At 74.1% G+C, this 23,661-nt stretch carries 18 protein-coding genes and 1 pseudogene; 10 read left to right on the plus strand and 9 right to left on the minus strand.

The annotated features are described in order from the left end of the window. Both ACFWEE_RS31215 and ACFWEE_RS31220 read right to left on the minus strand, forming a co-directional pair. A pseudogene (locus ACFWEE_RS31215) lies at positions 1–164 on the minus strand (ABC transporter); the annotation flags it as partial. A gap of 12 nt (positions 165–176) precedes the next feature. Next, complete coding sequence (locus tag ACFWEE_RS31220) at positions 177–848, minus strand: DUF4097 family beta strand repeat-containing protein (protein ID WP_386894357.1); 672 nt, start codon at positions 846–848, stop codon at positions 177–179. A gap of 268 nt (positions 849–1,116) precedes the next feature. Between ACFWEE_RS31220 and ACFWEE_RS31225 the strand changes: the two genes are divergently transcribed. Further along, entirely contained in the window at positions 1,117–1,911 is a 795-nt protein-coding gene (locus tag ACFWEE_RS31225; protein ID WP_386894359.1) for a helix-turn-helix domain-containing protein, read from the plus strand. A gap of 13 nt (positions 1,912–1,924) precedes the next feature. Here ACFWEE_RS31225 and ACFWEE_RS31230 read toward each other — a convergent pair whose 3' ends face one another. From ACFWEE_RS31230 to ACFWEE_RS31240, 3 genes are all read right to left on the minus strand, one after another. Then, positions 1,925–3,361: an ABC transporter ATP-binding protein gene (locus tag ACFWEE_RS31230; RefSeq protein ID WP_386894361.1), complete on the minus strand. Its 1,437-nt coding sequence runs from the start codon at positions 3,359–3,361 to the stop codon at positions 1,925–1,927. Positions 3,362–3,611: 250 nt separating this feature from the next. Beyond that, positions 3,612–5,792 (minus strand): molybdopterin-dependent oxidoreductase, encoded by a 2,181-nt coding sequence (locus ACFWEE_RS31235; RefSeq protein ID WP_386894363.1) that lies wholly within the window; start codon positions 5,790–5,792, stop codon positions 3,612–3,614. Positions 5,793–5,890: 98 nt separating this feature from the next. Continuing rightward, positions 5,891–6,502, minus strand: a complete 612-nt coding sequence (locus ACFWEE_RS31240; RefSeq protein ID WP_386894365.1) for a TetR family transcriptional regulator — start codon at positions 6,500–6,502, stop codon at positions 5,891–5,893. A gap of 181 nt (positions 6,503–6,683) precedes the next feature. On the opposite strand from ACFWEE_RS31240, the gene hmgA reads away from it, so the two are divergent. From hmgA to ACFWEE_RS31255, 3 genes are all read left to right on the plus strand, one after another. Further along, complete coding sequence (hmgA, locus tag ACFWEE_RS31245) at positions 6,684–8,090, plus strand: homogentisate 1,2-dioxygenase (RefSeq protein ID WP_386894367.1); 1,407 nt, start codon at positions 6,684–6,686, stop codon at positions 8,088–8,090. Between the two features lie 43 nt (positions 8,091–8,133). Then, the gene (locus ACFWEE_RS31250; RefSeq protein ID WP_386894369.1) at positions 8,134–8,976 is read left to right on the plus strand and encodes a GntR family transcriptional regulator; all 843 of its coding nucleotides are present in this window, start codon (positions 8,134–8,136) and stop codon (positions 8,974–8,976) included. A 140-nt stretch (positions 8,977–9,116) separates the two neighbouring features. Beyond that, complete coding sequence (locus ACFWEE_RS31255; protein ID WP_386894371.1) at positions 9,117–10,388, plus strand: type ISP restriction/modification enzyme; 1,272 nt, start codon at positions 9,117–9,119, stop codon at positions 10,386–10,388. A 365-nt stretch (positions 10,389–10,753) separates the two neighbouring features. On the opposite strand, the gene ACFWEE_RS31260 is transcribed toward ACFWEE_RS31255, so the two are convergent. Then, positions 10,754–11,017, minus strand: a complete 264-nt coding sequence (locus ACFWEE_RS31260; protein ID WP_327174938.1) for a hypothetical protein — start codon at positions 11,015–11,017, stop codon at positions 10,754–10,756. A 303-nt stretch (positions 11,018–11,320) separates the two neighbouring features. Here ACFWEE_RS31260 and ACFWEE_RS31265 point away from each other — a divergent pair, with 303 nt between their 5' ends. Then, the gene (locus ACFWEE_RS31265; RefSeq protein ID WP_386894373.1) at positions 11,321–12,415 is read left to right on the plus strand and encodes a DUF5925 domain-containing protein; all 1,095 of its coding nucleotides are present in this window, start codon (positions 11,321–11,323) and stop codon (positions 12,413–12,415) included. Positions 12,416–12,495: 80 nt separating this feature from the next. Here the strand turns inward: ACFWEE_RS31265 and ACFWEE_RS31270 are convergent, their stop codons facing one another. Next, the gene (locus ACFWEE_RS31270; RefSeq protein WP_386894375.1) at positions 12,496–12,870 is read right to left on the minus strand and encodes a GntR family transcriptional regulator; all 375 of its coding nucleotides are present in this window, start codon (positions 12,868–12,870) and stop codon (positions 12,496–12,498) included. A 153-nt stretch (positions 12,871–13,023) separates the two neighbouring features. Between ACFWEE_RS31270 and ACFWEE_RS31275 the strand changes: the two genes are divergently transcribed. Next, complete coding sequence (locus tag ACFWEE_RS31275; protein WP_386894377.1) at positions 13,024–13,581, plus strand: DUF402 domain-containing protein; 558 nt, start codon at positions 13,024–13,026, stop codon at positions 13,579–13,581. Positions 13,582–13,662: 81 nt separating this feature from the next. Here ACFWEE_RS31275 and ACFWEE_RS31280 read toward each other — a convergent pair whose 3' ends face one another. Further along, positions 13,663–15,213, minus strand: a complete 1,551-nt coding sequence (locus tag ACFWEE_RS31280) for a trifunctional class I SAM-dependent methyltransferase/NUDIX hydrolase/VOC family protein (RefSeq protein WP_386894379.1) — start codon at positions 15,211–15,213, stop codon at positions 13,663–13,665. Positions 15,214–15,510: 297 nt separating this feature from the next. After that, entirely contained in the window at positions 15,511–16,410 is a 900-nt protein-coding gene (locus ACFWEE_RS31285; protein WP_386894381.1) for an esterase/lipase family protein, read from the minus strand. Positions 16,411–16,892: 482 nt separating this feature from the next. Between ACFWEE_RS31285 and ACFWEE_RS31290 the strand changes: the two genes are divergently transcribed. The 4 genes from ACFWEE_RS31290 to ACFWEE_RS31305 all read left to right on the plus strand — a co-directional run bounded on the left by ACFWEE_RS31290 (position 16,893) and on the right by ACFWEE_RS31305 (position 23,555). Beyond that, positions 16,893–20,345 carry a DNA polymerase III subunit alpha gene (locus tag ACFWEE_RS31290; RefSeq protein WP_386894383.1) on the plus strand — a complete coding sequence of 1,151 codons (3,453 nt, stop codon included), beginning with the start codon at positions 16,893–16,895 and terminating at the stop codon, positions 20,343–20,345. Then, positions 20,342–21,370 (plus strand): ImpB/MucB/SamB family protein, encoded by a 1,029-nt coding sequence (locus ACFWEE_RS31295; RefSeq protein WP_386894385.1) that lies wholly within the window; start codon positions 20,342–20,344, stop codon positions 21,368–21,370. Before ACFWEE_RS31290 ends, ACFWEE_RS31295 begins: the two co-directional genes overlap by 4 nt. A gap of 77 nt (positions 21,371–21,447) precedes the next feature. Continuing rightward, positions 21,448–22,545 (plus strand): ABC transporter permease, encoded by a 1,098-nt coding sequence (locus ACFWEE_RS31300; RefSeq protein ID WP_386894387.1) that lies wholly within the window; start codon positions 21,448–21,450, stop codon positions 22,543–22,545. 116 nt (positions 22,546–22,661) lie between these two features. Beyond that, positions 22,662–23,555, plus strand: coding sequence for an alpha/beta fold hydrolase (locus ACFWEE_RS31305; RefSeq protein WP_386894389.1), 894 nt, complete (start codon positions 22,662–22,664; stop codon positions 23,553–23,555). Positions 23,556–23,661 lie beyond the last annotated feature (106 nt).

Raw genomic sequence — 23,661 nt, forward strand, 5'->3', positions numbered from 1 at the left:
GCGCCGTTCGGGCCGAGGAGCGCGAAGACGGACCCGGCCGGGATGCGCAGGTCGATGCCGTCGAGGACGGTCTTGTCGCCGTAGGACTTGCGCAGGCCCTTCGCCGCGATGGCCAGGCCGGCGGTGGGGAGGGCGGGGCGTGCGGGGTTCGCGGGGAGTGCCATGGGGATGCTCCTTTACAGGCTGCGGGCGGTGATGTCGCCGTAGGCGGTGGTCGCGTGGATGTCGAGGGCGGCGGCGGCGCCGTCGGTGTTGGCGAGCGCGTTGTGGATCCGGCCGTAGGTGGTACCGGCGTCCAGGGAGGCGGAGACTCCGCGGGCGGCGCCGACGGCGATCTCCCCGTGGTCGGTGCGCAGGATGACGGTGCCGCGCACGGCCTCGGTGATGCGCAGGTCGCCCTTCCGGGTGCTGATCTCGGCGGGTCCGCCCAGGCGGCCGACGGTGATGTCCCCGGCGAGGACGGCGAGTTGGGCACCCGCGGTCTCGTCGAGCTTGACGGTCGCCTGCTGGCCGTCGAAGACGACGTCACCGAGCCGTCCGACGCCCCGGAGTTCGGCGCTGGCCGCCTTCACCTCGACACGGGACCCGGCGGGCAGCTGGACGGTCAACTCGACCGCTCCGGAGGAGCCGAGGATCCGGTTGCCCGCCTCGGGGGCCTCGATCCGCAGGACTCCGTCGGCGTGGGTGACCTCGATCCGCTCGGCCGCCTTGACATCGCGACTCCTGGAGGCGTCCGCGGGCAGGACCTCGACCACGGTGTCGGGCCGGTCGGCGGCGATGAACCGGATGTGTCCGGCGGGGATGTCGACGACGGCCGAGACGGGGGCGGGGGTGGTGAACTTCTGCATCGTTCTCTCCTTGGTCTGCTGGGCGGACCACCGCGGCCCGCCGTTTCCGACATGAGAAACGCTACGTTGCATTCACAGGTCTGGCAACGAAGTAATCCTTGAAAATGCCGTATCCGCAGGTGGATTGAGCGATTTCATTGCAATGGATTTGAATCGAATGCAACGACCCCGCATCCGATCGTTGCAATGACCTGAGCGCGAACGCTCGTGCCGCACCCCAGGGGCACCACCTAGGCTGGGGGCCCACGCACCACGAAGGAGAAACGCGATGCCGGGAGGCAGACTCACCCAGCAGGAGCGCCAGCAGATCGCGCTCGGACTGGCCGACGACCTCGCCTACGCGGAGATCGCCCGGCGCCTCGACCGCCCCACGTCGACCGTCACCCGCGAGGTCATGCGCAACGGCGGCCCCAGCGGCTACCGCGCCGACGTCGCCCAGCGCGCCACCGGGCGCCGCGCGCAGCGCCCGCGGCAGGCGGAGGCCAGGGAGCCGCAGGCACCGGCCCCCCTGGGGCACGGGCGCGACGCGGAGGCGGTACGCGCGTACGAGGAGACGTTCACGGACGTCCTCGTGCAGTCGGGGCTGTCCAGGATGATGGCCGGGGTCCTGGTCTGTCTCTTCACCACCGACGCGGGCAGCGTCACGGCGGCCGAACTCGTCCGGCGCCTCCAGGTCAGCCCGGCGACCATCTCCAAGTCGATCGCGTTCCTGGAGAGCCAGGGGCTCGTCCGCCGGGAGCGCGACGAGGGGCGCCGTGAGCGGTACGCCGCCGACGACGACGTCTGGTACCAGTCGGTGATGGCGAGCGCCCGGTCGACCGCCCAACTCGCACAGGTGGCACGGCAGGGCGTGGGCGTCCTGGGGTCCGGCACCCCGGCCGCCCACCGCCTGGAGAACATCGCCCGCTTCACCGACTTCGTCTCGGAGAGCATCACCCGCGCCGCCGAACAGGCCCGCGACATCCTCGTCGCCAAGCCTGCGGGCGCGGAGTCCGGCACGGACACGGGCAAGGACACGGGCACAGGCACAGGCACCGACACGGGCCGGGACGCGGAGAACTGACGGGCCGGGCGCCTCAGACGTCCAGCCCCGGCACGTCCCTCGGCAGCGGGCAGATCCGCCGGCCCTGGTGGTCGAAGACGTACAGGTGCGCCAGGTCCACCAGCAGGGGCACCTGGCCGCCGGTGCGCAGCCGCATGTCCGGGCTGGTGCGTACGACCAGGTCGCCGGGGGTGACGGCCGGCCGGTCGGGGCCGCTCATGGCCTGCGCCTTGCCGTTGCGGGGAGGTTCGCCGAGCGCCACCACCGGTCCGCTGATGTGGCCGGCCTTCTCCCGGAGGCGTTCCAGGACGCCGAGGCCGCCGCCCCGGGCCCAGGCGGTGCCCTCCCGGCGTCCGCGGTGCGCGGAGTCCCCGTGGTCGCCGTGGTCCGCCCCTCCCGCGCGTCCGCCCGCGGCGCGACGCCGGCGCGTGGACGTTTCCGGGCGGGCGGATTCGAGGTCGGGCACGAGGGCCGGCTGCGATCCGGTGTTGAGGTGCACCAGCGCCTCGTGGCCCTGGTACTCCACGTGCTGGACGATGCCGCCGAGAGCCACCTCGCCGGGGCGGGCCTGGCTCGGCGGGGCGATCCGTACGGCTTCGGAGCGCAGCCCGACGATGATCCTGCGGCCCTGCTGGATGCGGAGCAACTGGTGGTCGGGGCTGAGCGGTTCGGGCAGCGCGAGGCGCTGGCGGCCGAGGTCGAGCGACATCCGGCCTTCGAGCGGCGCGTGGACGACGGCCTGGAGGAGGTTGATCCTCGGGGTCCCGATGAAGGCGGCGACGAAGACGTTCTCGGGCAGCGCGTACACCTCGCGCGGCGAGCTGACCTGCTGGAGGACCCCGCCACGCAGCACCGCGACCCGGTCGCCGAGGGACATCGCCTCGGACTGGTCGTGCGTGACGTAGACGGTGGTGACCCCCAACTCCTTGGTGAGCTGGGCGATTTCCGCGCGCAGGTGGTTGCGGAGCTTGGCGTCGAGGTTGGAGAGCGGCTCGTCCATCAGGAAGACCGAGGGGCGGCGGGAGATGGCCCGGCCCATGGCGACGCGCTGGCGCTCACCGCCCGAGAGCTGGCCGGGGTAGCGGTCCAGGACGCCTTCGATGCCGAGCATCCGGGCGGTGGCCTCGATCTGATCGGTGGCGTCCTCGCGCGGGTTCTGGAGCTTGAGCGGGAAGCCGATGTTGCCCCGGTTCGTCATGCTCGGGTAGAGGGCGAAGTTCTGGAAGACCATCGCCATGCCCCGTTCGCGGGGCTGGAGATGGGAGGCCGGCACGCCGTCGAGCAGGATCTCCCCCTCGGTGGCCTCCTCCAGCCCCGCGATCATCCGCAGGACGGTGGATTTGCCGCAGCCCGAGGGGCCGAGCAGCACCACGAACTCACCGGGTGCGATGTCGAGCGAGAAGTGGTCCACTGCGCGCGGACCCCGTCCGTACGCCTTGCTGATGTCCTGCAGAGAGATCGCGCGAGTCATGAGGTTCCGCCCATGGAAAAGTGATGCGGCTGCACTGTGGGGAGCGGCTGCGTGGCCTGAAGTTAACCCACGGTGCGGGGCGTGTGAATGACTCGCGCGAAGGTTGCGACGGGAGAGGGCGGCGGAGCCGGAAGTGCCAGGAGCGATTCCGGTTGTCGCAATGTTTTCGCCCTGGGGGCAAGGGAGTTGGGGGGTTCGAGGGGCGGACGGCGACGGCCGTGCCCGCCGCGCAGGGGTCACCGCGCCGGGGTCACCGGGCCGTGGTCACCAGGACCGGGAAGCCGTTGAGCACGGCGGTCCCGGAGAGCGGGTCGAGGAGGGTGCCGTCGAGCAGTTGGTTGACGTTGGTGCCGGGCCGGGCGGCGGCGACGGACAGCCGGGTGCCGGGGCGGCCGTGCCCCCAGCCGTGCGGCAGGCTCACCACTCCGGCGCGGATCGTGTCGGTGATCTCGGCGGGTGCCTCGACCGCTCCGCCGGACGCCTCGATCCGGGCGGTGGCGCCGTCCACGAGGCCGATCCGGTGCGCGTCCTCGGGGTGGATCTGGAGGGTGCAGGTGTTCGTGCCCCGGTTGAGCGCCGGGACGTTGTGCATCCAGCTGTTGTTGGAACGCAGGTGGCGGCGGCCGACGAGGACCAGCGGGGCCGGGGTGTCGCCGAGCGCCGCCCGCAGCCGGTGGAGGTCGGCGGCGAGCGGTTCGGGGAGCAGTTCGATCCGGCCGCTGCGGGTCCTGAGGACTTCGGGCAGCCGGGGGCGGAGCGGGCCGAGGTCGATGCCGTGCGGGTGGGCGAGCAGGTCGTCCAGGGTGAGGTCGTACGGGCCCAGCCGCAGCATCAGGTCGAGCCGGCGCTCGGGTCCGGTGGCTCCCGAGAGGCGTTCGGCGAGCTCCCTCGGCGCTCCGGCCCGGTCGAGTGCGGCGGCGACGGCGTACGCGTCGACCGTATCCGGCGGCGCCCCGTGGTTGCCGCCGACGGCGAGGACGAGCCGGGCGAGGATCTCGCTCTCGTCGAGGGCCCCTTCGTCCAGCGGCACGGCCGGGCGGGTGTAGCGGACCTGGTTGCGCACCGCCAGGGTGTTGAGCGCGAAGTCGAAGTGGGCGGAGCGGGAGGGCGGCGGCGGGGGCAGCACGACGTCGGCGTGGCGGGAGGTCTCGTTGAGGTACGGGTCGACGCTGACCATGAAGTCGAGCCCTTCGGCGAGTGCCCGGTCGAGCCGGTCGCCGTCGGGGGCGGAGAGCACCGGGTTGGACGCGAGCACCACGAGGGCGCGGATGCGGTCCTCGCCGGGGGTGTCGATCTCCTCCGCCAGTGCGGCCATGGGGAGCTCGCCCTTGGCCTCGGGGTGTCCGGAGACCCGGCTGCGCCAGCGGCCGAGGACGAAGCCCTTGCCGGGGCGCGCGGGGCGCGGGGCGCGCGCGGTGGCGGCGAGCGGGAAGAGGGCGCCGCCGGGGCGGTCGAGGTTGCCGGTGAGGATGTTGAGGACGTCCACCAGCCAGCTGGCGAGGGTGCCGTGGGCGACGGTGCAGCTGCCGATGCGCCCGTAGACGGCGGCGGTCGGCGCGGCGGCGAGTTCCCGCGCGACGGCCCGGACCGCGGCCGGGTCCAGGTCGCAGGGTCCGGAGACCGCTTCCGGGGTGAAGTCCGCGAGCGCGTCGGCGAGCCGGTCGAGTCCGTCCAGGTGGCCGGCGAGCGCTCCGGGGGCCGCGAGCTTCTCCGCGAGGAGTACGTGGGCGAGGGCGGCGAGCAGCAGGGCGTCCGCGCCGGGCCGGATCGCGAGGTGGCGCCCGGCGAGTTCGGCCGTACGGGTGCGGCGCGGGTCGACGACGGTGAGCCCGCCGCCCCGGGCGAGGAGCGCCTTGAGCCGGCCGGGGAAGTCGGGCGCGGTGCAGAGGCTTCCGTTGGATTCCATCGGGTTGGCGCCGATGAGCAGCAGGTGGTCGGTGCGGTCGAGATCGGGTACGGGGATGGCGTTGGCGTCCCCGAAGAGCAGCCCGCTGGAGACGTGTTTGGGCATCTGGTCGAGGGTGCTGGCGCTGAAGACGTTGCGGGTGCCCAGCGCGGCGATCAGCAGGGGCGGGTAGAGGCCACCGGCCATGGTGTGGACGTTGGGGTTGCCGAGGACGAGCCCGGCGCTCTGCGGCCCGTGGGCACCGGTGACCTCGCGAAAGCGCGCGGCGACGGTGTCGAACGCCTCCGCCCAGGTCGCCTCGCGCAGGAGTCCCGCACGGCGGACGAGTGGGGTGCGGAGCCGGTCGGGGTCGGCGTCGAGTCCACCGAACGCGGCACCCTTGGGACAGATGAAACCCCGGCTGAAGACGTCGTCGCGGTCCCCGCGCACTCCGGTGACGGTGCTCCCCTCGATGGTGAGGGTCAGCCCGCAGGTGGCCTCGCAGAGCGGACAGATGCGGGGTGCGGTACGGGAGTTGGCGGACACGGGGCCTCCCCGGGGAGCGACTGGGTCAGCGCGAGCATACCGACCGGTACGCACGCCGGGGAGCCCCTGGACGAGGCGGGGGTCCGGCACGGGGCCCCTCAGTCGAGCACCCGCGCGAGGTAGGCGTGCAGCAGCACCCGGACCTCCGCGACGATCGCCGGGTCGCCGGACGGGTCGCTGCGGAAGGCGAGTTGGAGCGTGGCGTCGGCCGCCTCCACGCCGACCAGGACGGCGCGGCGCAGGTCCTCGTCCGGGCTGCCGCCCAGGTGTCCCGCGAGGAGTTCGGCGAGCCGGTCCGCGAGCCGGTGGTTCGCCTGGTGCTGGGGGTCGTCCGCGTGCGCGGCGGCCCCGAAGTCGACCTGCGCGAAACCGGGGAGGGTACGCCGCATCGCCAGGTACTCGTCGAGTACGGCGTCGATCGCGCCCCGCCAGTCGGCGGCGGGGACGGCGGCGAGCCGGGTGGTCAGGTGCTCGGTGTAGGAGTTGAGGTTGCGCACCGCGAGGGCGTCCACCAGGGCGCGCTTGTTGGGAAAGAAGCGGTAGACGGACCCGATGGGCACTTCCGCGCGGAGGGCGACGGCCCGGGTGGAGAGTTCCTCGTAGCCGGCCTCGTCGAGGAGCGCGGCACAGGCGTCGAGTATCCGGGTGAGCCGTTCGGCGCTGCGCTGCTGGACGGGAGTGCGGCGCAGTCTCGGTTTCGGGTGGGACACGGCCCCATCATGCCGGAGACCGCCCGGCCCCCACCCTTCCCCGCTCGGCCACCGGACGCGCGGCGATTGGCGTTGACGGGCCTCTTCTCCATTCCTACGGTGGTCCATAGGATTCACCTTCCACGGTTCCCGCGCGTCCCCGAGGACCGCGGGGGCCCGTCTCGGCACCGGGAGCAGCGGTATGGGCGGCACGGACGGCACACGCGGTACGGACGGCACACGTACGCGGAACAGGGACACCACGGACGGCACGGACACCATCGGCGGCACGGACATCCCCCGGGGCGGGACCGCGTCCGGCGGGCCCCTGGCGTACTCCACCGGCTTCGGCAACGAGCACAGCTCGGAGGCGGTGCCGGGCGCGCTGCCGCACGGGCGCAACTCCCCCCAGCGCGCGCCGCTCGGGCTGTACGCGGAGCAGCTCAGCGGCTCCGCGTTCACCGAGCCCCGCGCCCGTAACCGCCGTTCCTGGCTGTACCGGATCCGCCCCTCCGCCGCGCATCCGGCGTTCGTCCGCACCGACAACGGCTCGCTCCGTTCCGCGCCCTTCACAGAGACCGTGCCCGATCCCAACCGGCTCCGCTGGGACCCGCTGCCCGCCCCCTCCCCCGGCACCGACTTCGTCTCCGGACTGTGGACCCTCGGCGGCAATGGCGACGCGGCCGGGCGCACCGGCATGGCGGTGCATCTGTACCACGCCGACTCCTCCATGACGGAACGTGTCTTCAGCGACTCGGACGGCGAACTGCTGATCGTCCCGGAGCGGGGTTCGCTGCTGCTCCGCACCGAGTTGGGCCTGCTGCGCGTCGCTCCGGGCGAGGTGGCGCTGATCCCGCGCGGGGTGCGCTTCCGGGTCGAACTGCTCGACGCGACCGCCCGGGGTTACGTCTGCGAGAACTACGGAAGCCCCTTCCAGCTGCCGGAGTTGGGCCCGATCGGAGCCAACGGACTCGCCAACGCACGGGACTTCCGCGCGCCGGTCGCCGCGTACGAGGACCGCGAGGGTCCGTTCGAGGTGATCAACAAGTTCTGCGGGAACCTCTGGACGGCGACGTACGACCACTCCCCGCTGGACGTCGTCGCCTGGCACGGCAGCCACACGCCGTACGTCTACGACCTGCGCCGCTTCAACGTCATCGGCACCATCAGCTACGACCACCCCGACCCGTCGGTCTTCACCGTGCTGACCTCGCCGACCGACACCCCGGGGCTGGCCGACGTGGACTTCGTGGTCTTCGCACCGCGCTGGCTGGTCGGCGAGGACACCTTCCGGCCGCCGTACTTCCACCGGAACGTGATGAGCGAGTACATGGGGCTGATCGAGGGCGCGTACGACGCGAAGTCCGGCGGCTTCGTCCCGGGCGGCGGCTCGCTGCACAACATGATGTCGGCGCACGGCCCGGACCGGGAGACCTTCGACCGGGCGAGCGCGGCCGAGCTCGTCCCGCAGCGGATCGACGACGGGCTGGCGTTCATGTTCGAGACGCGCCGCCCGCTGACGCTCACCGGTCACGCCGCCTCCGCCCCCCACCTCCAGCGCGGTTACGACGGGGTGTGGCAGGGTCTGGACAGCAACTTCCGGCCATAGCCCGTGTCCGGCGGGCCGGGGGTGTGACCAGGAGGTGGACCGGATGCGAGCAGAACAAACGGACCGCGGCCGGACCCGACGGGGCGGACCGGCCGTCCCGGAGGACGGCGAGGGCGACCCGGGCACGGGGACGGGGGTGGCCGCCTTCGCCCCCGACTCCCTGGTGCTGAACGGGAAGCTCCCGCTCTGGTACCAGGTCTCGCAGTCGCTGCGCGCCTCGATACTCGGCCGTCCGTACGACGCCCCTCCCCGGCTGCCGACCGAGGAACGGCTCGCCGCGCACTACGGGGTGAGCGTCCTGACCATGCGCCAGGCGCTCAAGGAGCTGGAGTCGGAGGGGCTGATCAGCCGGCAGCGGCGGCACGGCACTTTCATCGAGCCCCGGGCCAGGCGGGCCTCGCCGGTACGGGTGCTCGGGTCGGTCGACGCGATCGTGGCCCAGCAGTCGGGCGAGCGGACGACGGTTCTCGGCCACGGCCCCACCGCGGTGCCGGGCGAACTGGCCCACCACTTCCCGGACTGTGCCGAGGTGGTCGGCTACCGGCGGCTGCGCTGCGACGCGGTGACGGGTGAGCCCGTCAACTGGGCGGAGAACATGGTGCGTCCGGAGGTCGCCGCCCGGGTCGACCCGGCCGAGCTCGAGCGCTGGCCGATGACGAAGGTCCTGCGGGACACGGCGGGCGTGCCGATATCCCGGATCACCGACACCGTGGAGGCCCGGCTCGCCGACCCCGCCACCGCCGAACTGCTGCGGGTGCCGCTGCTCAGCCCGATCCTGCACTTCACCGGCGTCACCTACGACACCGGGGGGCGGGTGGTCGACGTGGCCCGCATCCACTACCGGGGCGACCGGTTCTCCTTCTCGGTGACGGTGGACGCGGACTGACCCGGCACGGCACCCCGTGCCGCCCCTTCCCCGTACCGCCGCCCCGCCCGGTCCCCCCTTCCCGTACGGCCCCGCCTCGTACCACCCCGTCCCGTTACGATGCCCGGAGCGGCGGACGTGGCGAACGGGGGGACGACACCGTGGCAGCGGATTCCCGGAAGGACACCGGCCCGGAGGCCGCCCACCTCACCCTGGACGAGCTGATGCCGTGGTCGGTACGCCCGTTGCGGACCGGCAGATCCTGGGTCACCGGCCCCGACCCCGCCTCTCTGAAGGCGCGTTGGGACCGGCTGGTGCGGGCCGACGGCGAGGAGCAGGAGCGGCTGTTCGGGCCCACCCGGTTCCGCACCCCGCGCACTCCGGTCGCCGCGCTCCCCGGACAGACCACCTCCACCGCGCGGTTCGCCCGGGCCCCGGGGGCGTACCCCGATCCGGTGCGCGTTCTGCACGGGCCGTTCGACGAGCAGTGGCTGATTCCGGACCACCGGCTGATCGACGCGGCCCGCCCCGAACTCTGGCGGGTGACCGACGCACACCAGCTCTTCACCGTCGAGCACGGGTACCTCCCCGGCGACGACGGCCCCGCCCTGTCGGTGACCGCGCTGCTCCCCGACGGGTACGCGCCCGCCGGGCGGCCCGGACGCGTCCGGCCGCTCTTCCGGCGCCCCGGCGGGGCGGAACCCAATCTGGCCCCGGGGCTGTGCGCCGTACTCGGAGCCGCCGGCCTTGGCGGCGACGCCGGTCCCGGCACGAACGGCGGGGAGCCGGTGACCCCCGAGGCGCTGCTCGCCTGGACCCTGGCCGCCGCGCGCCCCGCCCCCGGCGGGTGCCTCGTGCCGCTGCCGCGCGAGGGCGCGTTGTGGTCGGCCGGGGTGGAGCTGGGCCGCGAACTGCTCCGGCTCCATCTGCGCGGGGCGCACGGTGGCGAGCGGCCCCGGTTGCCCGGTGGGCAGCGGCCCTACGTGCGGTCCGCGGTGCCGCCCCGGCCGGGTTCGGTGGCGTACGACGCGGGGAGCGGGACGCTGCTGCTCGACGAGGGGCGGATCGCCCCGGTGCCGTCCGGAGCCTGGGAGTTCCGGGTGGGCGGCGCGCGGATGCTGGAGGTGTGGTTCGGCCGGCGGGCAGCCGCGTGGACCGGCGCGGAGCGGGACGGGCTGGACGCGGTGGGGCCGGCCGCCTGGCCCCGGGAGTGGACCTCCGAGCTGCTGGAGCTGATCACCGTACTGGCCCTCCTCGACGGAGTGCGCGACCGGCAGCGGGAGTTGACCGAGCGGATCGGTGCGGCCCGCACCATCGGGCGGGAAGAGCTGTGGGCGGCCGGGGTGCTGCCGGTTCCGGCGGCGGCGCGGCGCCCGTCGACGGTGCTGGGCGGCCAGGAGGAGGGGCCCGAGGGGCAGTTCACCCTGGTGTGAGAACCGTGTGCGAACCGCGTGGGGACCCGGGCCCGCCCCGGCCCCTTCCGCCCGACCGGGTACGGGCCGGCCGACCGGGTACGGGCCGCCCGGCGGGGTGCGGCGCGGGAGAAGCCGTACGGGCACGGGTCACCGGGTGGGGAGGGGGACCGGCGTGCGTACGCCGTTCGTCCGTGCCGCGTCCGCATCCGTCGGGTGCCGCCGTACGCCCCGGGGAGGACGGGTGGGCAGGCGGCGGTACCGGCGTCAGGACATCGGAACGGGGACATCAGGACAGGGCGATCTCCCGGGCCGACCCGCGCGAGGGCCGACCCGGTGGCGGCCGGGCCTGTGTGCGGCCGGGCCGGTCCGGCGGGGGCGACCCGTCAGTGGCGGCTGCCGAAGAGCGAGCGCCGCAGTCTCCGCAACGGGGCGAAGAGCGACACGCGGGCGCTCTTGCTGCCGTGGCGGTGCGCGGCGTCGCGCGAGGTCAGCTCGCGCATCAGCAGCGTCGCCTCGGCCGCTTCGCGCTGCGGGACGGCAGGGCCGCCGAGCACCGCGAGATGGCGGTCGAGCCGCGAACTGGTCGCACTGCTTCCACATGTGATGGCAGGCACGCGCGGCCTGCTGCGGACCGTTATCTGTTCCATGTCACTCCCCACCCGTACGAGGGCACCCGGTGCGGGCAGGTTAACCCTATCGCTCCGCGAGGACACACGCGTATCCCGGGCGCAGGATTACGTACACGCATGCGACGGTTGACGGTGCGTCACGCTATTCGCCTGATACGGGAGGGACTTGGAGGGTTCGTGAAGCCCTCGTGCCCGCCCGTGCCCCGCCCCCGCGCCCTCCCCCGCGAGACCCCCGCATCCGGCGCACCCCACCGGGACGAGGGGCCACACCCGTCGGGGAAACCCGGTGCGCCGGGCCGCACGTTGGCGGATCATGGGCGCATGTCTGCCAACCTCGAGTCCGCGCTGCCGATCCGGCTCACCGTCGACGACAGCGACTCCCCCTCCGACGTGATGGACTCGCTGTTCCTCGGCCGCTTCACGACGGGCGAGCAGCCGTACGCGCACAGCTCCTCGCTGGAGCGCGTGAAGCCGGGCAAGACGCTCGTACCGTCGGACGCCACGGTGGTGCGCACCGCCCGGGAGGACAACCGGAGCGCGACGCTCGCCGAGGGCGAGGGCTGGACCCTGCTCGCGCGGCGGTGGAGCCGGGGCGCCGACGTCAACGTCACCGCGACCAGCGCCGAGCTGGCGGAACGGGTCCTCAAGGAGGCGACGGACGGCGTCCAGGACGAGCCCGAACCCCAGCCCGAGGACGTGAGCATGGGCTTCTGGTACGTCTCGCCGCAGCGCGGGCCGCACCGGACCACGCGCCAGATCTCCGCGGGCACCTGGGACCAGGTCCGCCCCAACTACTCGGCCCAGGTGGCCGGGGCGATGGACGGGCTGATGAAGGTCACCCCGGACGACATCTCCGGGCGGCTCCTGCTGCTGCACGGCCCGCCCGGGACCGGGAAGACCTCGGCGCTGCGGACGCTGGCCCGCGCCTGGCGCGACTGGTGCCAGGTGGACTGCGTCCTGGACCCGGAACGCCTCTTCAACGACGTCGGCTATCTGATGGACATCGCGATCGGCGAGGACGACGGTTCGGAGAAGGGGCGGTGGCGGCTGCTGCTCCTGGAGGACTGCGACGAGCTCATCAGGGGCGAGGCCAAGCACACGGCGGGCCAGGCGCTGTCCCGGCTGCTCAACCTGACGGACGGCCTGCTCGGCCAGGGCCGGAACGTCCTGGTGGCGGTGACCACCAACGAGGACCTGGAGCGGCTGCACCCGGCGGTCGTGCGGCCCGGCCGGTGCCTGGCGCGGATCGAGGTCGGCCCGCTGAGCAGGCCCGAGGCGGTGTCCTGGCTGGGTACGGACGAGGGCGTCGGCCGCGAGGGGGCGACCCTCGCCGAACTGTTCGCGCTGCGCCGGGGCAGCGGCCCGGCCTCCGTCCCGAAGCAGGACGCGGGCGCGGAGGCGGGCCTCTACCTCTGAGCGGTGTGCGCGGCGGGCCCGGGTGCGGCCTGCCGCGTGACGCCCGCCCTCACCCCTCGTACGCCGCCCGCAGCGCGCTCTCACCCCTCGTACGCCGCCCGCAGCGCGTCCTCGGCGAGCGCGCGGGCGTCGGCGCGGGAGAGGCCGAGGCGCCTGGCCTCGTCCGCGTAGGCCTGTGCGGCGGTCGCGGCCCTGCGGTCCGCCGCGTCCCCGGCCGCCGCGACGAAGGTGCCGTTGCGGCCTCGGGTCTCGATGACGCCGTCGGCCTCCAGGGCGCGGTAGGCCTTGGCCACCGTGTTGGCGGCCAGGCCGAGTTCTTCGGCGAGCCCGCGCACGGTCGGCAGCCGGTATCCGACCGGGAGCGCGCCCGAGCGGGCCTGTTCGGAGATCTGCGCGCGCAGTTGCTCGTACGGAGCGGTGCCGGTGTCCGGGTCGATCACGATCGTCAGAGTCACGGTGCAGATTCTGCACCTCCCGCCCTGAAACCCGGAGGCGGCCCGTCGTTTCCCCCGCGTAGGGTCGGTTCCGCCCACGCGCCCCTCCCTGGGAGAGGGCCGCGCCACCGACGCCCGGGCAGGGTCACCGGGCGTACGCGACGGAGGTACCTCATGTCCGCACACCCGGTGTCACCCGCCGACGGATCGGGTGGAGGAGACAGTGACGGGACCGGCGGGGCGACCGGCCTGGTGACCGTCGTCCTGACCAAGGCCGGCCGCACGAAGATCCGCTACCCGGCCCGTGAACTGGCCGACGACGGCAGCCGGGTGACCGTCCACGCCCCGTGGGCCGCCCCCGGCGTACGGGACTTCGGCTTCGTGACGTTCGCGCCGGGTGACGTGTTCACCGAGCACTACTGGCGCGACCGGTGGTACGCGGTGAAGGAGGTCCGCACGGGCGAGGGCCTGCTGAAGGGCTGGTACTGCGACATCACCCGCCCCTGCGTTGTCACCGACGACGAAGTGCGGGTGGAGGACCTGGACTTGGATCTCTGGGTGTCCGCGGACGCCTCGGAGGTCCTGCGGCTGGACGAGGACGAGTTCGCGGCGAGCGGGCTGGCCGACCGCGATCCGGCTGCGGCCCGGGAAGCGGCCGACGCCTTGGACGCGCTGGAGCGCATCGCCCGGGCGGGCCGCCTCCGGGAGCTGCTCGGGGGCATCGGCGCGTGACCTCCGCACCGTCCGGCCGCCCCTTCCGCAGCGTCGCCCGCCGACGCGTCGCCCGCCGAGGAGCCGCCCCCTGAGTGCGCGTCAGACGGCCGGGACCTCCCGCCCGGCCGCCGGTTCGCCGGAGATCGGCGCGGCTGCCTCGCGGGCCGGGCCGCCGGCCACGAGTTCGACTTCGAAGCCCGCGTCGTTCTCCAGGTAGGCGGCGCGGTGCCCCTCGCCTCCCGCGTAGGGGTGCCGGTCGGCGAAGAGCAGCCGCCAGCCGTGGCCGGGGGCCTCCGCCGTGAGCGCGTCGAGCGCCTCCCGGTCCTCGACGTGGAACGCCACGTGGTTGAGGCCGGGGCGGAGGCGGTCGTGGGTCCGCCCGACGACGTCCGGCGACTCCTCGATCACGACGTAGCTGTCGCCGCGCCGCCAGCTGCGGCCGTGGCTCCATCGCTGGTACGGCAGGTGGCCCAGCCGGCCGAGCAGCCAGTCCCAGCCGGGTGCGGCGGCGGCCAGGTCGGAGACCCAGAGCTCGATGTGGTGCACCCGTCCGGTACCGGCCCCGGCGGACGGCAGCGGGACGGCGCGGCGCGGGACGGCGGGGTCGTGGGCGACCGGGTCGCCGTCCTCGTGCCAGTGGATCAGGAAGCGTTCACCCGACCGGTATCCGTCGAGACCGGCCCGGCAGTACGCGACCATGTCCTCGGGCAGCGCGTCCAGCCGGTACCAGTCCAGCTCCGAGCACTTGTCGGGCTCCGCGTTGTACGGCGCCCGCTCGGGGTCGTACTCCGCTTCGAAGAACCAGCCGGTGCGCGGGCTGCCGCCGGGGCCCCGGTGGTGCATGACGAGCGCGACGCGCAGTTCCTCCGGCTGGAGGGTGACGCCGGTTTCCTCGGCCGCCTCGCGGACCATCGCCTCGCGCACGTCCTCCCCGTCCTCCAGGTGGCCGGAGGGCAGGTGGAGGAGGCCGTCGGCGTAGCCCGTGCCGGCCCGGCGGGCGAGCAGCACCCGGGGGCCGCGCCGGAGGATCAGGTGGACGTCGACGACCTCGGTGTGGCGGTACCGGGGTTCGGCCCGGGCCACGACGGCGTACCGCTCGTCGTCCACGTCCTTGCCCCAGAGGCGCGCGTCCCCGGAGAGCGGTTCGTGGTGGACCCGCTCGGTGTGCGGGGCGAGCAGCGCGGTGAGCAGGGCGGCGGAGACACCCACCCCGTTCCACACCCCTTCGACGAGGACGAGCCGGCCGCCGGGCTTCAGCAGCCCGAACCAGGTCGCCAGGGCGGCCTCCGGGTCGGGCAGCGCCCAGAGGACGTGCCTGACCAGGACGACGTCGAACCGCCGGTTGCCGACGGGCGGCCGGGCGGCGTCTCCGATCAGCACCTCGGAGCCGGTTCCGGCGAGTTTGTCGCGGGCTTGGGCGACCATGCGGGGCGACTGGTCGACACCGGTGACCCGGTGCCCCTGGCCCGTGGCGAGCAGGGAGAGGCTGCCGGTGCCGCAGCCGAGGTCGAGGATCTCGCAGGAGGTGACGGGGAGCCAGTTCTGCAGACGCTGTGCCCAGGCGTCGCGTACGACGGGGTCGAGCAGTCCGTGGTCGGGTTCTTCGTCGAAGGAGTCGGCGGCCTCGTCCCAGTAACTGATCGTCGTCATGGCTTACATGGTCCCAGCCCGTACCCGCCCCCACGGCACGGACGGTACGAATTGCGACCGGTCGACGCCGCGCACGGCAAGGATTGCGGCATGCCGACCCGCCGGCACGAGGTTCCACGGCCAGGACCGTCCGCAGCCGGATGATCTCCCGGCCTCCCGCGGGCTCTCGGCGTCGCACCGCCCGCGCCGCGGACCACACGCGCCCCGCTGCCGCACCCCCGTCCCGTACGGCACCCGGCCGCGCGCCGAGTGCCGAGCGCCGCACGCCGAGTGCCGGATGCCGTACGGGAACGCCGGTCAGCTGAGCGCGGAGGTGCAGTCCGTCGTGGTGGCGTGGGCCGGGTCGAGCGCGTTGGCCACCTCGTGGAAGGCGATCTTGTCGGTGGTGCCGATGAGGACGTGCTCGGAGACGTCGACCGCGCACAGGTCCTGGAGCAGGACGTTGCGGACGTTCGCGCCGCTCAGGTACTGGGTGCGGTACGGGGTGACGACCTCGTCGTACAGGGTCGAGATGACGGTGTACTTCACCCCGGCCACCGTGTCGGGGAGGGAGTTGAGCTTGGTGACGAACGGCGATCCGGCCACCTGGTCGGCGAGGCCGGGGGTGGCGGAGGTCAGCAGGGACTCCACGCCGGGGAAGTACGGCAGCAGCTTGGTCAGCCCGAGGAGGGTGGTGCCGTGGTTGTCGGGGGCGAGCGCGACGAGGGCGTTCACCTTGGCGGCGCCGCCGAGGAACTTCAGGTAGTAGTTCGGCATCATGCCGCCCTGCGAGTGGCCCACGAGGTCGGCCTTGGAAGCACCGGTGGCGGCGAGCACCTTGTCGACGAACGTGCCGAGCTGGGCCGCCGACCGGTCGATGGGGCCAAGGCCGTTGAAGACCGGCACGCCGGGGAGCTGTCCGTAGTCGAGCGAGAAGACGCAGTACCCCCGGACCACCAGGTAGGGGGCGAGCACGAGCCAGTTGTCGACGGAGTTCCCGAAGGTTCCGTGGACGAGGACCACGGGGCGCGGGTGGGCGGCGGAGGGCTTGCAGGAGTAGTCGTTCCAGCCGCTCGTGGTGGCGGCGGCCTCACCGGCCGAGGGGGCGGCCGTCGCGGCGGCGGTCGCGGGACCGGCGAGGGCGGCGACGGCGAGGAGCAGCGCGGCGAGCGTTCTGCGCGCACGCGGGGCTCGCGGTGTACGGGTCCAGGGCAGCATCGTGGGATCTCCTTGCGGCTCAGGGAGTGCGATGTGGGGGTGTGCCCTGTGGCCCGGACCACAAGCTTTATGTGCTCATGCCAAATTACGCACGGGTAGCTTCGCGGGGGAAGTTACGCGTCGGTAAAAAAATGCGCCGCCGTCGCCGGTCACCCCGGCACCCCGCCCCTGCCCCCGCCCCCGCGCACCAGCCGGCACCCGGCGCCTCGAAATCGAACATCGCACCCCGCCCCGGGTGGCGAAGGTCATGCGCCGCACTCCGGACGGGGCCCCGGAGGGCGCCTCGACCCCAAGTGCCGTACCGCACGACGGGGATGACGGGCCGGCACCGCGCCCCCGCACCCCTTGTTCGAATACTTCCGCACCGGCCGGGCCTCCACCCGCTCGCCGACCAGCGAGGATGGAGTTAAGGTAATCGAACGAACGTACGAGGGACGTATCGGGCAAAGGTCGGAAATGGGGTGGCGGAATGGAGGTACGGCATGACGGGCTTCGCCCATCTGCACGTCGCGTCCGGTTACTCCGCCCGCTACGGCGCCGCCCACCCCGAGCACCTCGCGCGGCGGGCGGCCGAGCTCGGCATGGCGGAGCTCGCGCTCACCGACCGGTCCACCGTGACCGGCGCTGTTCGATTCGCTCAGGCCTGCGCCCGGGAGGGCGTACGGCCGGTCTTCGGCATCGACCTCGCGGTGGAGGCCCTCGCCCCGCCGCCTCCGGCCGAGCGCCCGCGCACCCCGGCGCGCGGGGGCGCCCATGTCGTCGAACCGCCGCTGCGCGTGGTGCTGCTCGCCCAGGACCGGGCGGGCTGGGCGCGGCTGTGCCGCATCACCTCGGCGGCGCACGCGGGCGCGGTGTCCGGCATCCCGCCGGTGGTGCCGTGGACCGCGCTGCGTGAGCACGGCGGCCCCGGTCTGACCGTGCTGCTGGGCCCGCTGTCGGAGCCGGTACGGGCGCTGGCGGCGGGCCGCGAGGACGTCGCGGTGAAGCTGCTGGCGCCGTGGCGGCAGCTCTTCGGGACCGGGCTGCGGCTGGAGGCCGTGGCGTACCGGCGGGCCGGCACGGGCCCGGGGTCGCTGCGGCTGGCCGCCCGCACCCTGGCGCTGGCCGACCGTACCGGCGTCACCGCCGTGCTCTCCAACGCGGTCCGCTACGCCGACCCCGCCCAGCACCGCCTGGCCGACGTGCTGGACGCCGCACGCCTGCTGCGCCCGGTCGACCGGCGCCGTCTGGACAGCGGGCAGCGCTGGCTCAAGGGCGAGGGCGCCATGGTCGCCGTCGCCCGCGCGGTCGCCGCGTCCGCGGGTCTCGACGACCGCCGGGCGCGCCGGCTCCTCGCGGACACCGCCGCGACGGCCGCCGGATGCGCCCTCGACCCGGTGGCGGACCTCGGGCTGGGCACCCACCACTTCCCGGAGGCGTCCCTGTTCGGCGCCGGGCCGGACACCGGGGGCGCCGCCCGGCTGCTGCGCGAACGCGCCGAGGCGGGCCTGGTCCGCCGGGGCCTGGACCGCGACGCGGACGCCCGGGAGCGGCTGGACATGGAGCTCGGGGTGATCTCCCGGCTGGGGTACGACTCGTACTTCCTCGCCGTCGGCCAGGTGGTGGCGGACATCCGGGAGCTGGGCATCCGGGTCGCGGCCCGGGGTTCCGGGGCGGGCTCGATGGTCTGCCACACCCTGGACATCGCCACCGCCAACCCGCTGGAGCACCGGCTGCTGTTCGAACGCTTCCTCAGCGAGCGGCGCGGTTCGCTCCCCGACATCGACATCGACGTGGAGTCGGCGCGGCGACTGGAGTGCTACGACGCGGTCTTCGCCCGGTTCGGCAAGGAGCGGGTCGCGGTCACCGCGATGCCCGAGACCTACCGGGCCCGCCGGGCGCTGCGGGACACCGGTCTCGCGCTCGGCATCGCTCCGGACGAGGTGGACCGGATCGCCAAGAGCTTCCCGCACCTGCGGGCCTCGGACATCACCAGCGCCCTCGCCGAGCTGCCCGAGCTGCGGCAGCTGGCGTTGCGGGCGAAGCGGTACGGGCCGCTGTGGGAGCTCGCCGAGGGGCTGGACTCCCTGGTGCACGGGATGGCGATGCACCCGTGCGGCGTGATCATCAGCGACGCGGGCCTGCTGGACCGGCTGCCGGTGCAGCCCACCCCGCAGGGCGACTACCCGATGGCCATGGCGGCGAAGGAGGAGGTGGAGGCGCTGGGCAACATCAAGCTCGACGTGCTCGGGGTGCGGATGCAGTCCGCGATGGCCCACGCCGTCGACGAGATCGAACGCGCGACCGGCGACCGGATCGACCTGGACGATCCGGAGCAGGTGCCGCTCGACGACGTCTTCGCGTTCAAACTCATCCAGCAGAGCGAGACGATCGGGCTGTTCCAGCTCGAATCGCCGGGTCAGCAGGATCTGCTCTCCCGTCTCCAGCCCCGCAACCCGCAGGACGTCATCGCCGACATCAGTCTCTTCCGCCCCGGACCGGTCGCCGGAGGCATGCCCGAGCGGTACGTCGCCGCGCGGCACGGCCGGGCCCCCGCCTACGCCCACCCGGACCTCGAACCGGTGCTCGCCGACACCTACGGCGTGACCATCTGGCACGAGCAGATCATCGAGACCCTCTCCGTGATGACCGGCTGCGACCGGGCGATGGCCGAGGTGGCCCGCCGGGCGCTCGGCGACCGCGAGCGGCTGCCCGCCATCGGCAGGTGGTTCCACGACCGCGCGTCGGCCCGGGGGTACGCCCCCGAGGTCCGCGCGCAGGTGTGGGCGACCGTGGAGGCGTTCGGCGCCTACGGTTTCTGCCGCGCGCACGCGGTGGCCTTCGCCGTACCGGCCCTGCAGAGCGCCTGGCTCAAGGCGCACCACCCGGCGTTCCTCCTCGCCGGGCTGCTCGAACACGACCCGGGGATGTGGCCCCGGCGCGTCGTCGTCGCCGACGCCCGCCGCCGGGGCGTGCCCGTGCTGCCCGTGGACGTCAACCGCTCCCGTACCCGGTACGTGGTGGAGCGGACCGGCGACGAGCGGTGGGGGGTGCGGCTCGCGCTCTCCTCCGTACGCGGCATCACCGAGGACGAGAGCGCCCGGATCGAGGCCGGCGCGCCCTACGACTCGCTGTCGGACTTCTGGCAGCGGGCCCGTCCCAGCCGGCCGCTGGCCGAACGGCTGGTCGAGATCGGTGCGTTCGACGGGCTCGGCGGGGGCGCGCTCACCCGGCGGGACCTGCTGCTGCACGTCGCCGAACTGCACCGGCAGTCCCGCGTCCGGTCCGCCGGAGACGGACAGCTCGCCCTGGAGGCGGGCACGGCGGGCGGGGCGGAGCCGAGCGGTCTGCCGGAGATGACCGGCCGCGAGGCCTTGGACGCCGAACTGAACACGCTGGGCATCGACGTGTCCCGGCACCTCATGGTCCACCACCACCGCCTGCTGCGGGAGATCGGCGCGACGGACGCCGCGCACCTGGCCGACGTGCGCCAGGGACAGCAGGTCCTCGTCGCCGGGGTCCGGGCCTCCACGCAGACCCCGCCGATCGCCAGCGGCAAGCGGATCATCTTCGTCACCCTGGAGGACGGCTCGGGCATGGTCGACCTGGTCTTCTTCGAGGACTCCCACCCGGCGTGCGCGCACACCGTCTTCCACAGCGGGCTGCTGCTGGTGCGCGGCACCGTGCAGGTGCGCGGCAACCGGCGGTCCGTCGTCGGCACCATGGCCTGGGACCTGGACCGGATCGCGGCGGCCCGCCGCGACGACGGCCCCGCAGCCGCGCTCGCGCTGCTCGGCGGGGAACGCCCGCACCCGACGCCCGCGCAGCCGGGGCGCACCCTGGCCAACGGCACCTCGGGCGCCCGGCTGCACCCGTACGCCGACCTCCAGCCGGCCGGCAGCCGCTCGGCCGACCTGCGCAAGCTCGGCCACACCAGCCAGGGGAGCGCGGGATGACGCCCCCTCGCCCGGCCCGACGCCACATCGCCCATCTCCACCTGCACGCCGTGCCGGACGAGGAGCGGTACGCCGACATCGTCGAGCTGATGTCCGGCATCACCCCGCACGTCCAGGCCGTGCCGCCCGACGCCGTCCAGCTGGACCTCACCTCGGCGCTGCGCTACTTCGGGCTGACCCCGTACGACCTGGTGCAGCTGGTCATGCTCCGGCTGCTGGCGCTGTACGGGATCGAGTGCGGCGCGGGCCTCGCGGGCAACCGCATGCTGGCCGCCATGGCGGCCGACGCGTCCGGGCCGGGGCACACCACGGAGGTCCCCGGCGACCGGGCGGACTCCTGGCTGCGCCCCCGTCCGGTCACCGCGCTGCCCGGCATCGGCCGCGCCACCGCGACCACGCTCGGGCGGTACGGCGTGCACACCATCGGTCAGATCGCCGACCTGCCGCCGGCGACCCTCCAGCGTCTGCTCGGCGCCGGTCCCGCCCGGCTGCTGGCCGAACGCGCGCACGGCCACGACCCCCGCCCGGTCGTGCCGCAGGAGCCCGCGGCCCACCTCTCCGTCGACCGGGTGCTCGACCGGGACTGCCTCGATCCGGATCTGCACCACCGGGCGGTGCTGGGGCTCGCCGAGCGGCTGGGCCGGCGACTGCGCGCCGGGCACCAGGTCACCGGGCGCCTGACGCTCACCGTGCGGTACGCCGACCGGACGTCCAGCACCCGTACCCGTACCTCCCCCGAGCCCACCGGCCACTCCCCCCTCCTCGCAGCCACCGCCCTGGGGCTGCTGGACTCGCTCGGCCTGCAACGCGCCCGGGTGCGCGCCTACACGCTGCGCGCGGACGGCCTCTCGCCGGCCGGGGACGCCCCGCGCCAGCTCTCCCTGGACCCGGTCGACGAGCGGTCCCGCGCCGCCGAAGCCGCCTCGGACCGGGCCCGCCGCCGCTTCGGCGCCGGGGCCGTACGGCCCGCGACGCTGGCCCCGGCACCGGCGCGTACACCGCGCAGGCGCCCCCCGGCCGCGTGACGGGGGGTGGGGCGGTCCTTGCGCCATTCGGCCCGCCCCGCCTGCGCGACACACCCCCCGCGCCGAGCGTGGAGGGCATGAACTTCGCCGGCGAGGTCAAACAGGCCGTCACTCCCCGGGCCGCCCTGCTCGTCCTCGGCACGCTGGTCCTGCAACTGCTCTTCATCGCCTCCTACGTGGGCGCCCTGCACCGGCCGGTGCCCACCGACGTCCCCTTCGGTGTCGTGGCGCCCCCGCAGGTGTCCCCACAGCTGGTCACCACGCTGGACGAGCTGCCGGGCGGACCGCTGGACCCGCGCGCCGTGGACGACGCCGCCGAGGCGCGCCGGCAGATCATGAACCGCGAGATCGACGGCGCGCTGGTGGTGAACCCGTCCGGTACGACCGACACCGTGCTGGTCGCCTCCGGCGGCGGCTCCGCGCTCGCCAACTCCCTGGGGAAGATCACCACCGAGGTCCTGGCCCAGCAGCAGCGCACCGCCAGGATCGTGGACGTGGCCCCGGCCTCCTCCGACGACTTCGACGGGCTCTCGTCGTTCTACCTGGTCGTCGGGTGGTGCGTGGGCGGATACCTCTGCGCCTCGATCCTCGCGATCAGCGCGGGCTCCCGGCCGGCCAACGCGCGGCGCGCGCTCATCCGCACCCTGGTCATGGCGGCGTACGCGGCGGCGGGCGGCATCGGCGGCGCGCTCGTCATCGGCCCCGTCCTCGGCGCGCTGCCCGGCAGTTTCTGGGGGCTCGCGGGGCTGGGCGCGCTGGTCGTCCTGGCCACCGGGATGATCACCCTCGCGCTGCAGGCGCTGACCGGCATCGTCGGCATCGGGCTGGCCGTCCTGATCATCGTGATCGCGGGCAATCCGAGCGCGGGCGGCGCCTTCCCGCTGCCGATGCTGCCGGACTTCTGGCGCACGATCGGCCCGGCCCTGCCCCCGGGCGCGGGCACCTGGGTCGCCCGCTCGATCGCCTACTTCCGGGGCAACGCGGTCACCGGCTCCCTGCTGGTCCTCTCCGCCTGGGCCGTCGTCGGTACGGCCCTGACCCTGCTGCTCTCCCTGCGGCACCCCCGGACGGAGCCCGGCGAAGACGCCGGGGACGCCGGGGGCGCCGCCGCCGGGACCGGTCCCGGCGCACCAGGAACCCCGGGAGCACCTCCAGGGGGCGCACACACCGTATGACCCCGTTTCTCCCCCAACAGGTAGTGCACACACGGCTGTTGATGGCTCATCATCGAAAGGAGAGCACGTACCGGGCGCGCCGCGTCCGGGCGGCCGGGCGACCTGAGGAGGTACGGGTGCGCAACCGGGTGCGCGTGGCGGACGGACGTCACCTGATCGTGGAGCGGCAGGGGGATCCGCGCGGAAGACCCGTCTTCCTGCTGCACGGAACCCCGGGCAGCCGGCTCGGACCCGCTCCGCGGGGCATGGTCATGTACCAGCGCCAGACCCAGCTCATCACCTACGACCGGCCCGGCTACGGCGAGTCCGACCGGTATCCGGGCCGCCGCGTGGGCGACGTCGCCGAGGACGTGCGGGCCATCGCCGACGCCCTCGACCTGGAGCGGTTCGCCGTGGTGGGCCGCTCCGGCGGCGCCCCGCACGCCCTGGCCTGCGCGGCGCTGATGCCCGAGCGGGTGACCAGGGCGGCGGCCCTGGTGCCCCTGGCCCCCTGGGACGCCCCGGGGCTCGACTGGTTCGAGGGGATGGCCGCCTCCAACGTACTGGCGTACTCGACCGCGGCGGCCGACCCGGACAGCCTCACGGCGTCCTTCATCGTCCGCTCGGCCGAGATCCGGGTCGACCCGGTACGGCTCCTGGACGACCTGCGGCGCGAACTCACCGCGTCCGACCGGGTGGTGGTCAACGACGCGGGCATCCGCTCGATGCTGCTGCGCAACTACAGCGAAGGTCTGCGCACTTCGGCGTACGGCTGGATCGACGACGCCCTCGCGTTCAGCCGGCCGTGGGGGTTCGACCCGGCCGACATCACCTGCCCGGTGATGCTCTGGCACGGCGAGCAGGACGTCTTCTCACCCGCCAGCCACTCCCGTTGGCTGGCCGGCCGGATTCCGGGGGCGACGACCGTGCTGGAACCCGCGGCGGCGCACTTCGACGCCCTGTCGGTGCTTCCGCGGATCCTGAACTGGCTGCTGGACGACCGCGAGGCGGGCGTGGGCTCGATGAACTGAGCAACGCCACCTGCCGGGAGGGGGGGGGCGCCCCGGGGGGGGGGCGCCCCCCCCCGGGGGGGACCACAGGGTGCGGGAAAGCTCCCCCGCGCAACACCCCACCGCC

Origin of the sequence: Streptomyces sp. NPDC060184 (assembly GCF_042728795.1) — a bacterium.
Classification (GTDB): domain Bacteria; phylum Actinomycetota; class Actinomycetes; order Streptomycetales; family Streptomycetaceae; genus Streptomyces.

Coding starts and splice junctions, on each gene's coding strand:
- ACFWEE_RS31220 (WP_386894357.1), bottom strand. CDS start 848: ATGCAGAAGTTCACCACCCCCGCCCCCGTCTCGGCCGTCGTCGACATC.
- ACFWEE_RS31225 (WP_386894359.1), top strand. CDS start 1,117: ATGCCGGGAGGCAGACTCACCCAGCAGGAGCGCCAGCAGATCGCGCTC.
- ACFWEE_RS31230 (WP_386894361.1), bottom strand. CDS start 3,361: ATGACTCGCGCGATCTCTCTGCAGGACATCAGCAAGGCGTACGGACGG.
- hmgA (WP_386894367.1), top strand. CDS start 6,684: ATGGGCGGCACGGACGGCACACGCGGTACGGACGGCACACGTACGCGG.
- ACFWEE_RS31250 (WP_386894369.1), top strand. CDS start 8,134: ATGCGAGCAGAACAAACGGACCGCGGCCGGACCCGACGGGGCGGACCG.
- ACFWEE_RS31260 (WP_327174938.1), bottom strand. CDS start 11,017: ATGGAACAGATAACGGTCCGCAGCAGGCCGCGCGTGCCTGCCATCACA.
- ACFWEE_RS31265 (WP_386894373.1), top strand. CDS start 11,321: ATGTCTGCCAACCTCGAGTCCGCGCTGCCGATCCGGCTCACCGTCGAC.
- ACFWEE_RS31275 (WP_386894377.1), top strand. CDS start 13,024: ATGTCCGCACACCCGGTGTCACCCGCCGACGGATCGGGTGGAGGAGAC.
- ACFWEE_RS31280 (WP_386894379.1), bottom strand. CDS start 15,213: ATGACGACGATCAGTTACTGGGACGAGGCCGCCGACTCCTTCGACGAA.
- ACFWEE_RS31285 (WP_386894381.1), bottom strand. CDS start 16,410: ATGCTGCCCTGGACCCGTACACCGCGAGCCCCGCGTGCGCGCAGAACG.
- ACFWEE_RS31290 (WP_386894383.1), top strand. CDS start 16,893: ATGACGGGCTTCGCCCATCTGCACGTCGCGTCCGGTTACTCCGCCCGC.
- ACFWEE_RS31295 (WP_386894385.1), top strand. CDS start 20,342: ATGACGCCCCCTCGCCCGGCCCGACGCCACATCGCCCATCTCCACCTG.
- ACFWEE_RS31300 (WP_386894387.1), top strand. CDS start 21,448: ATGAACTTCGCCGGCGAGGTCAAACAGGCCGTCACTCCCCGGGCCGCC.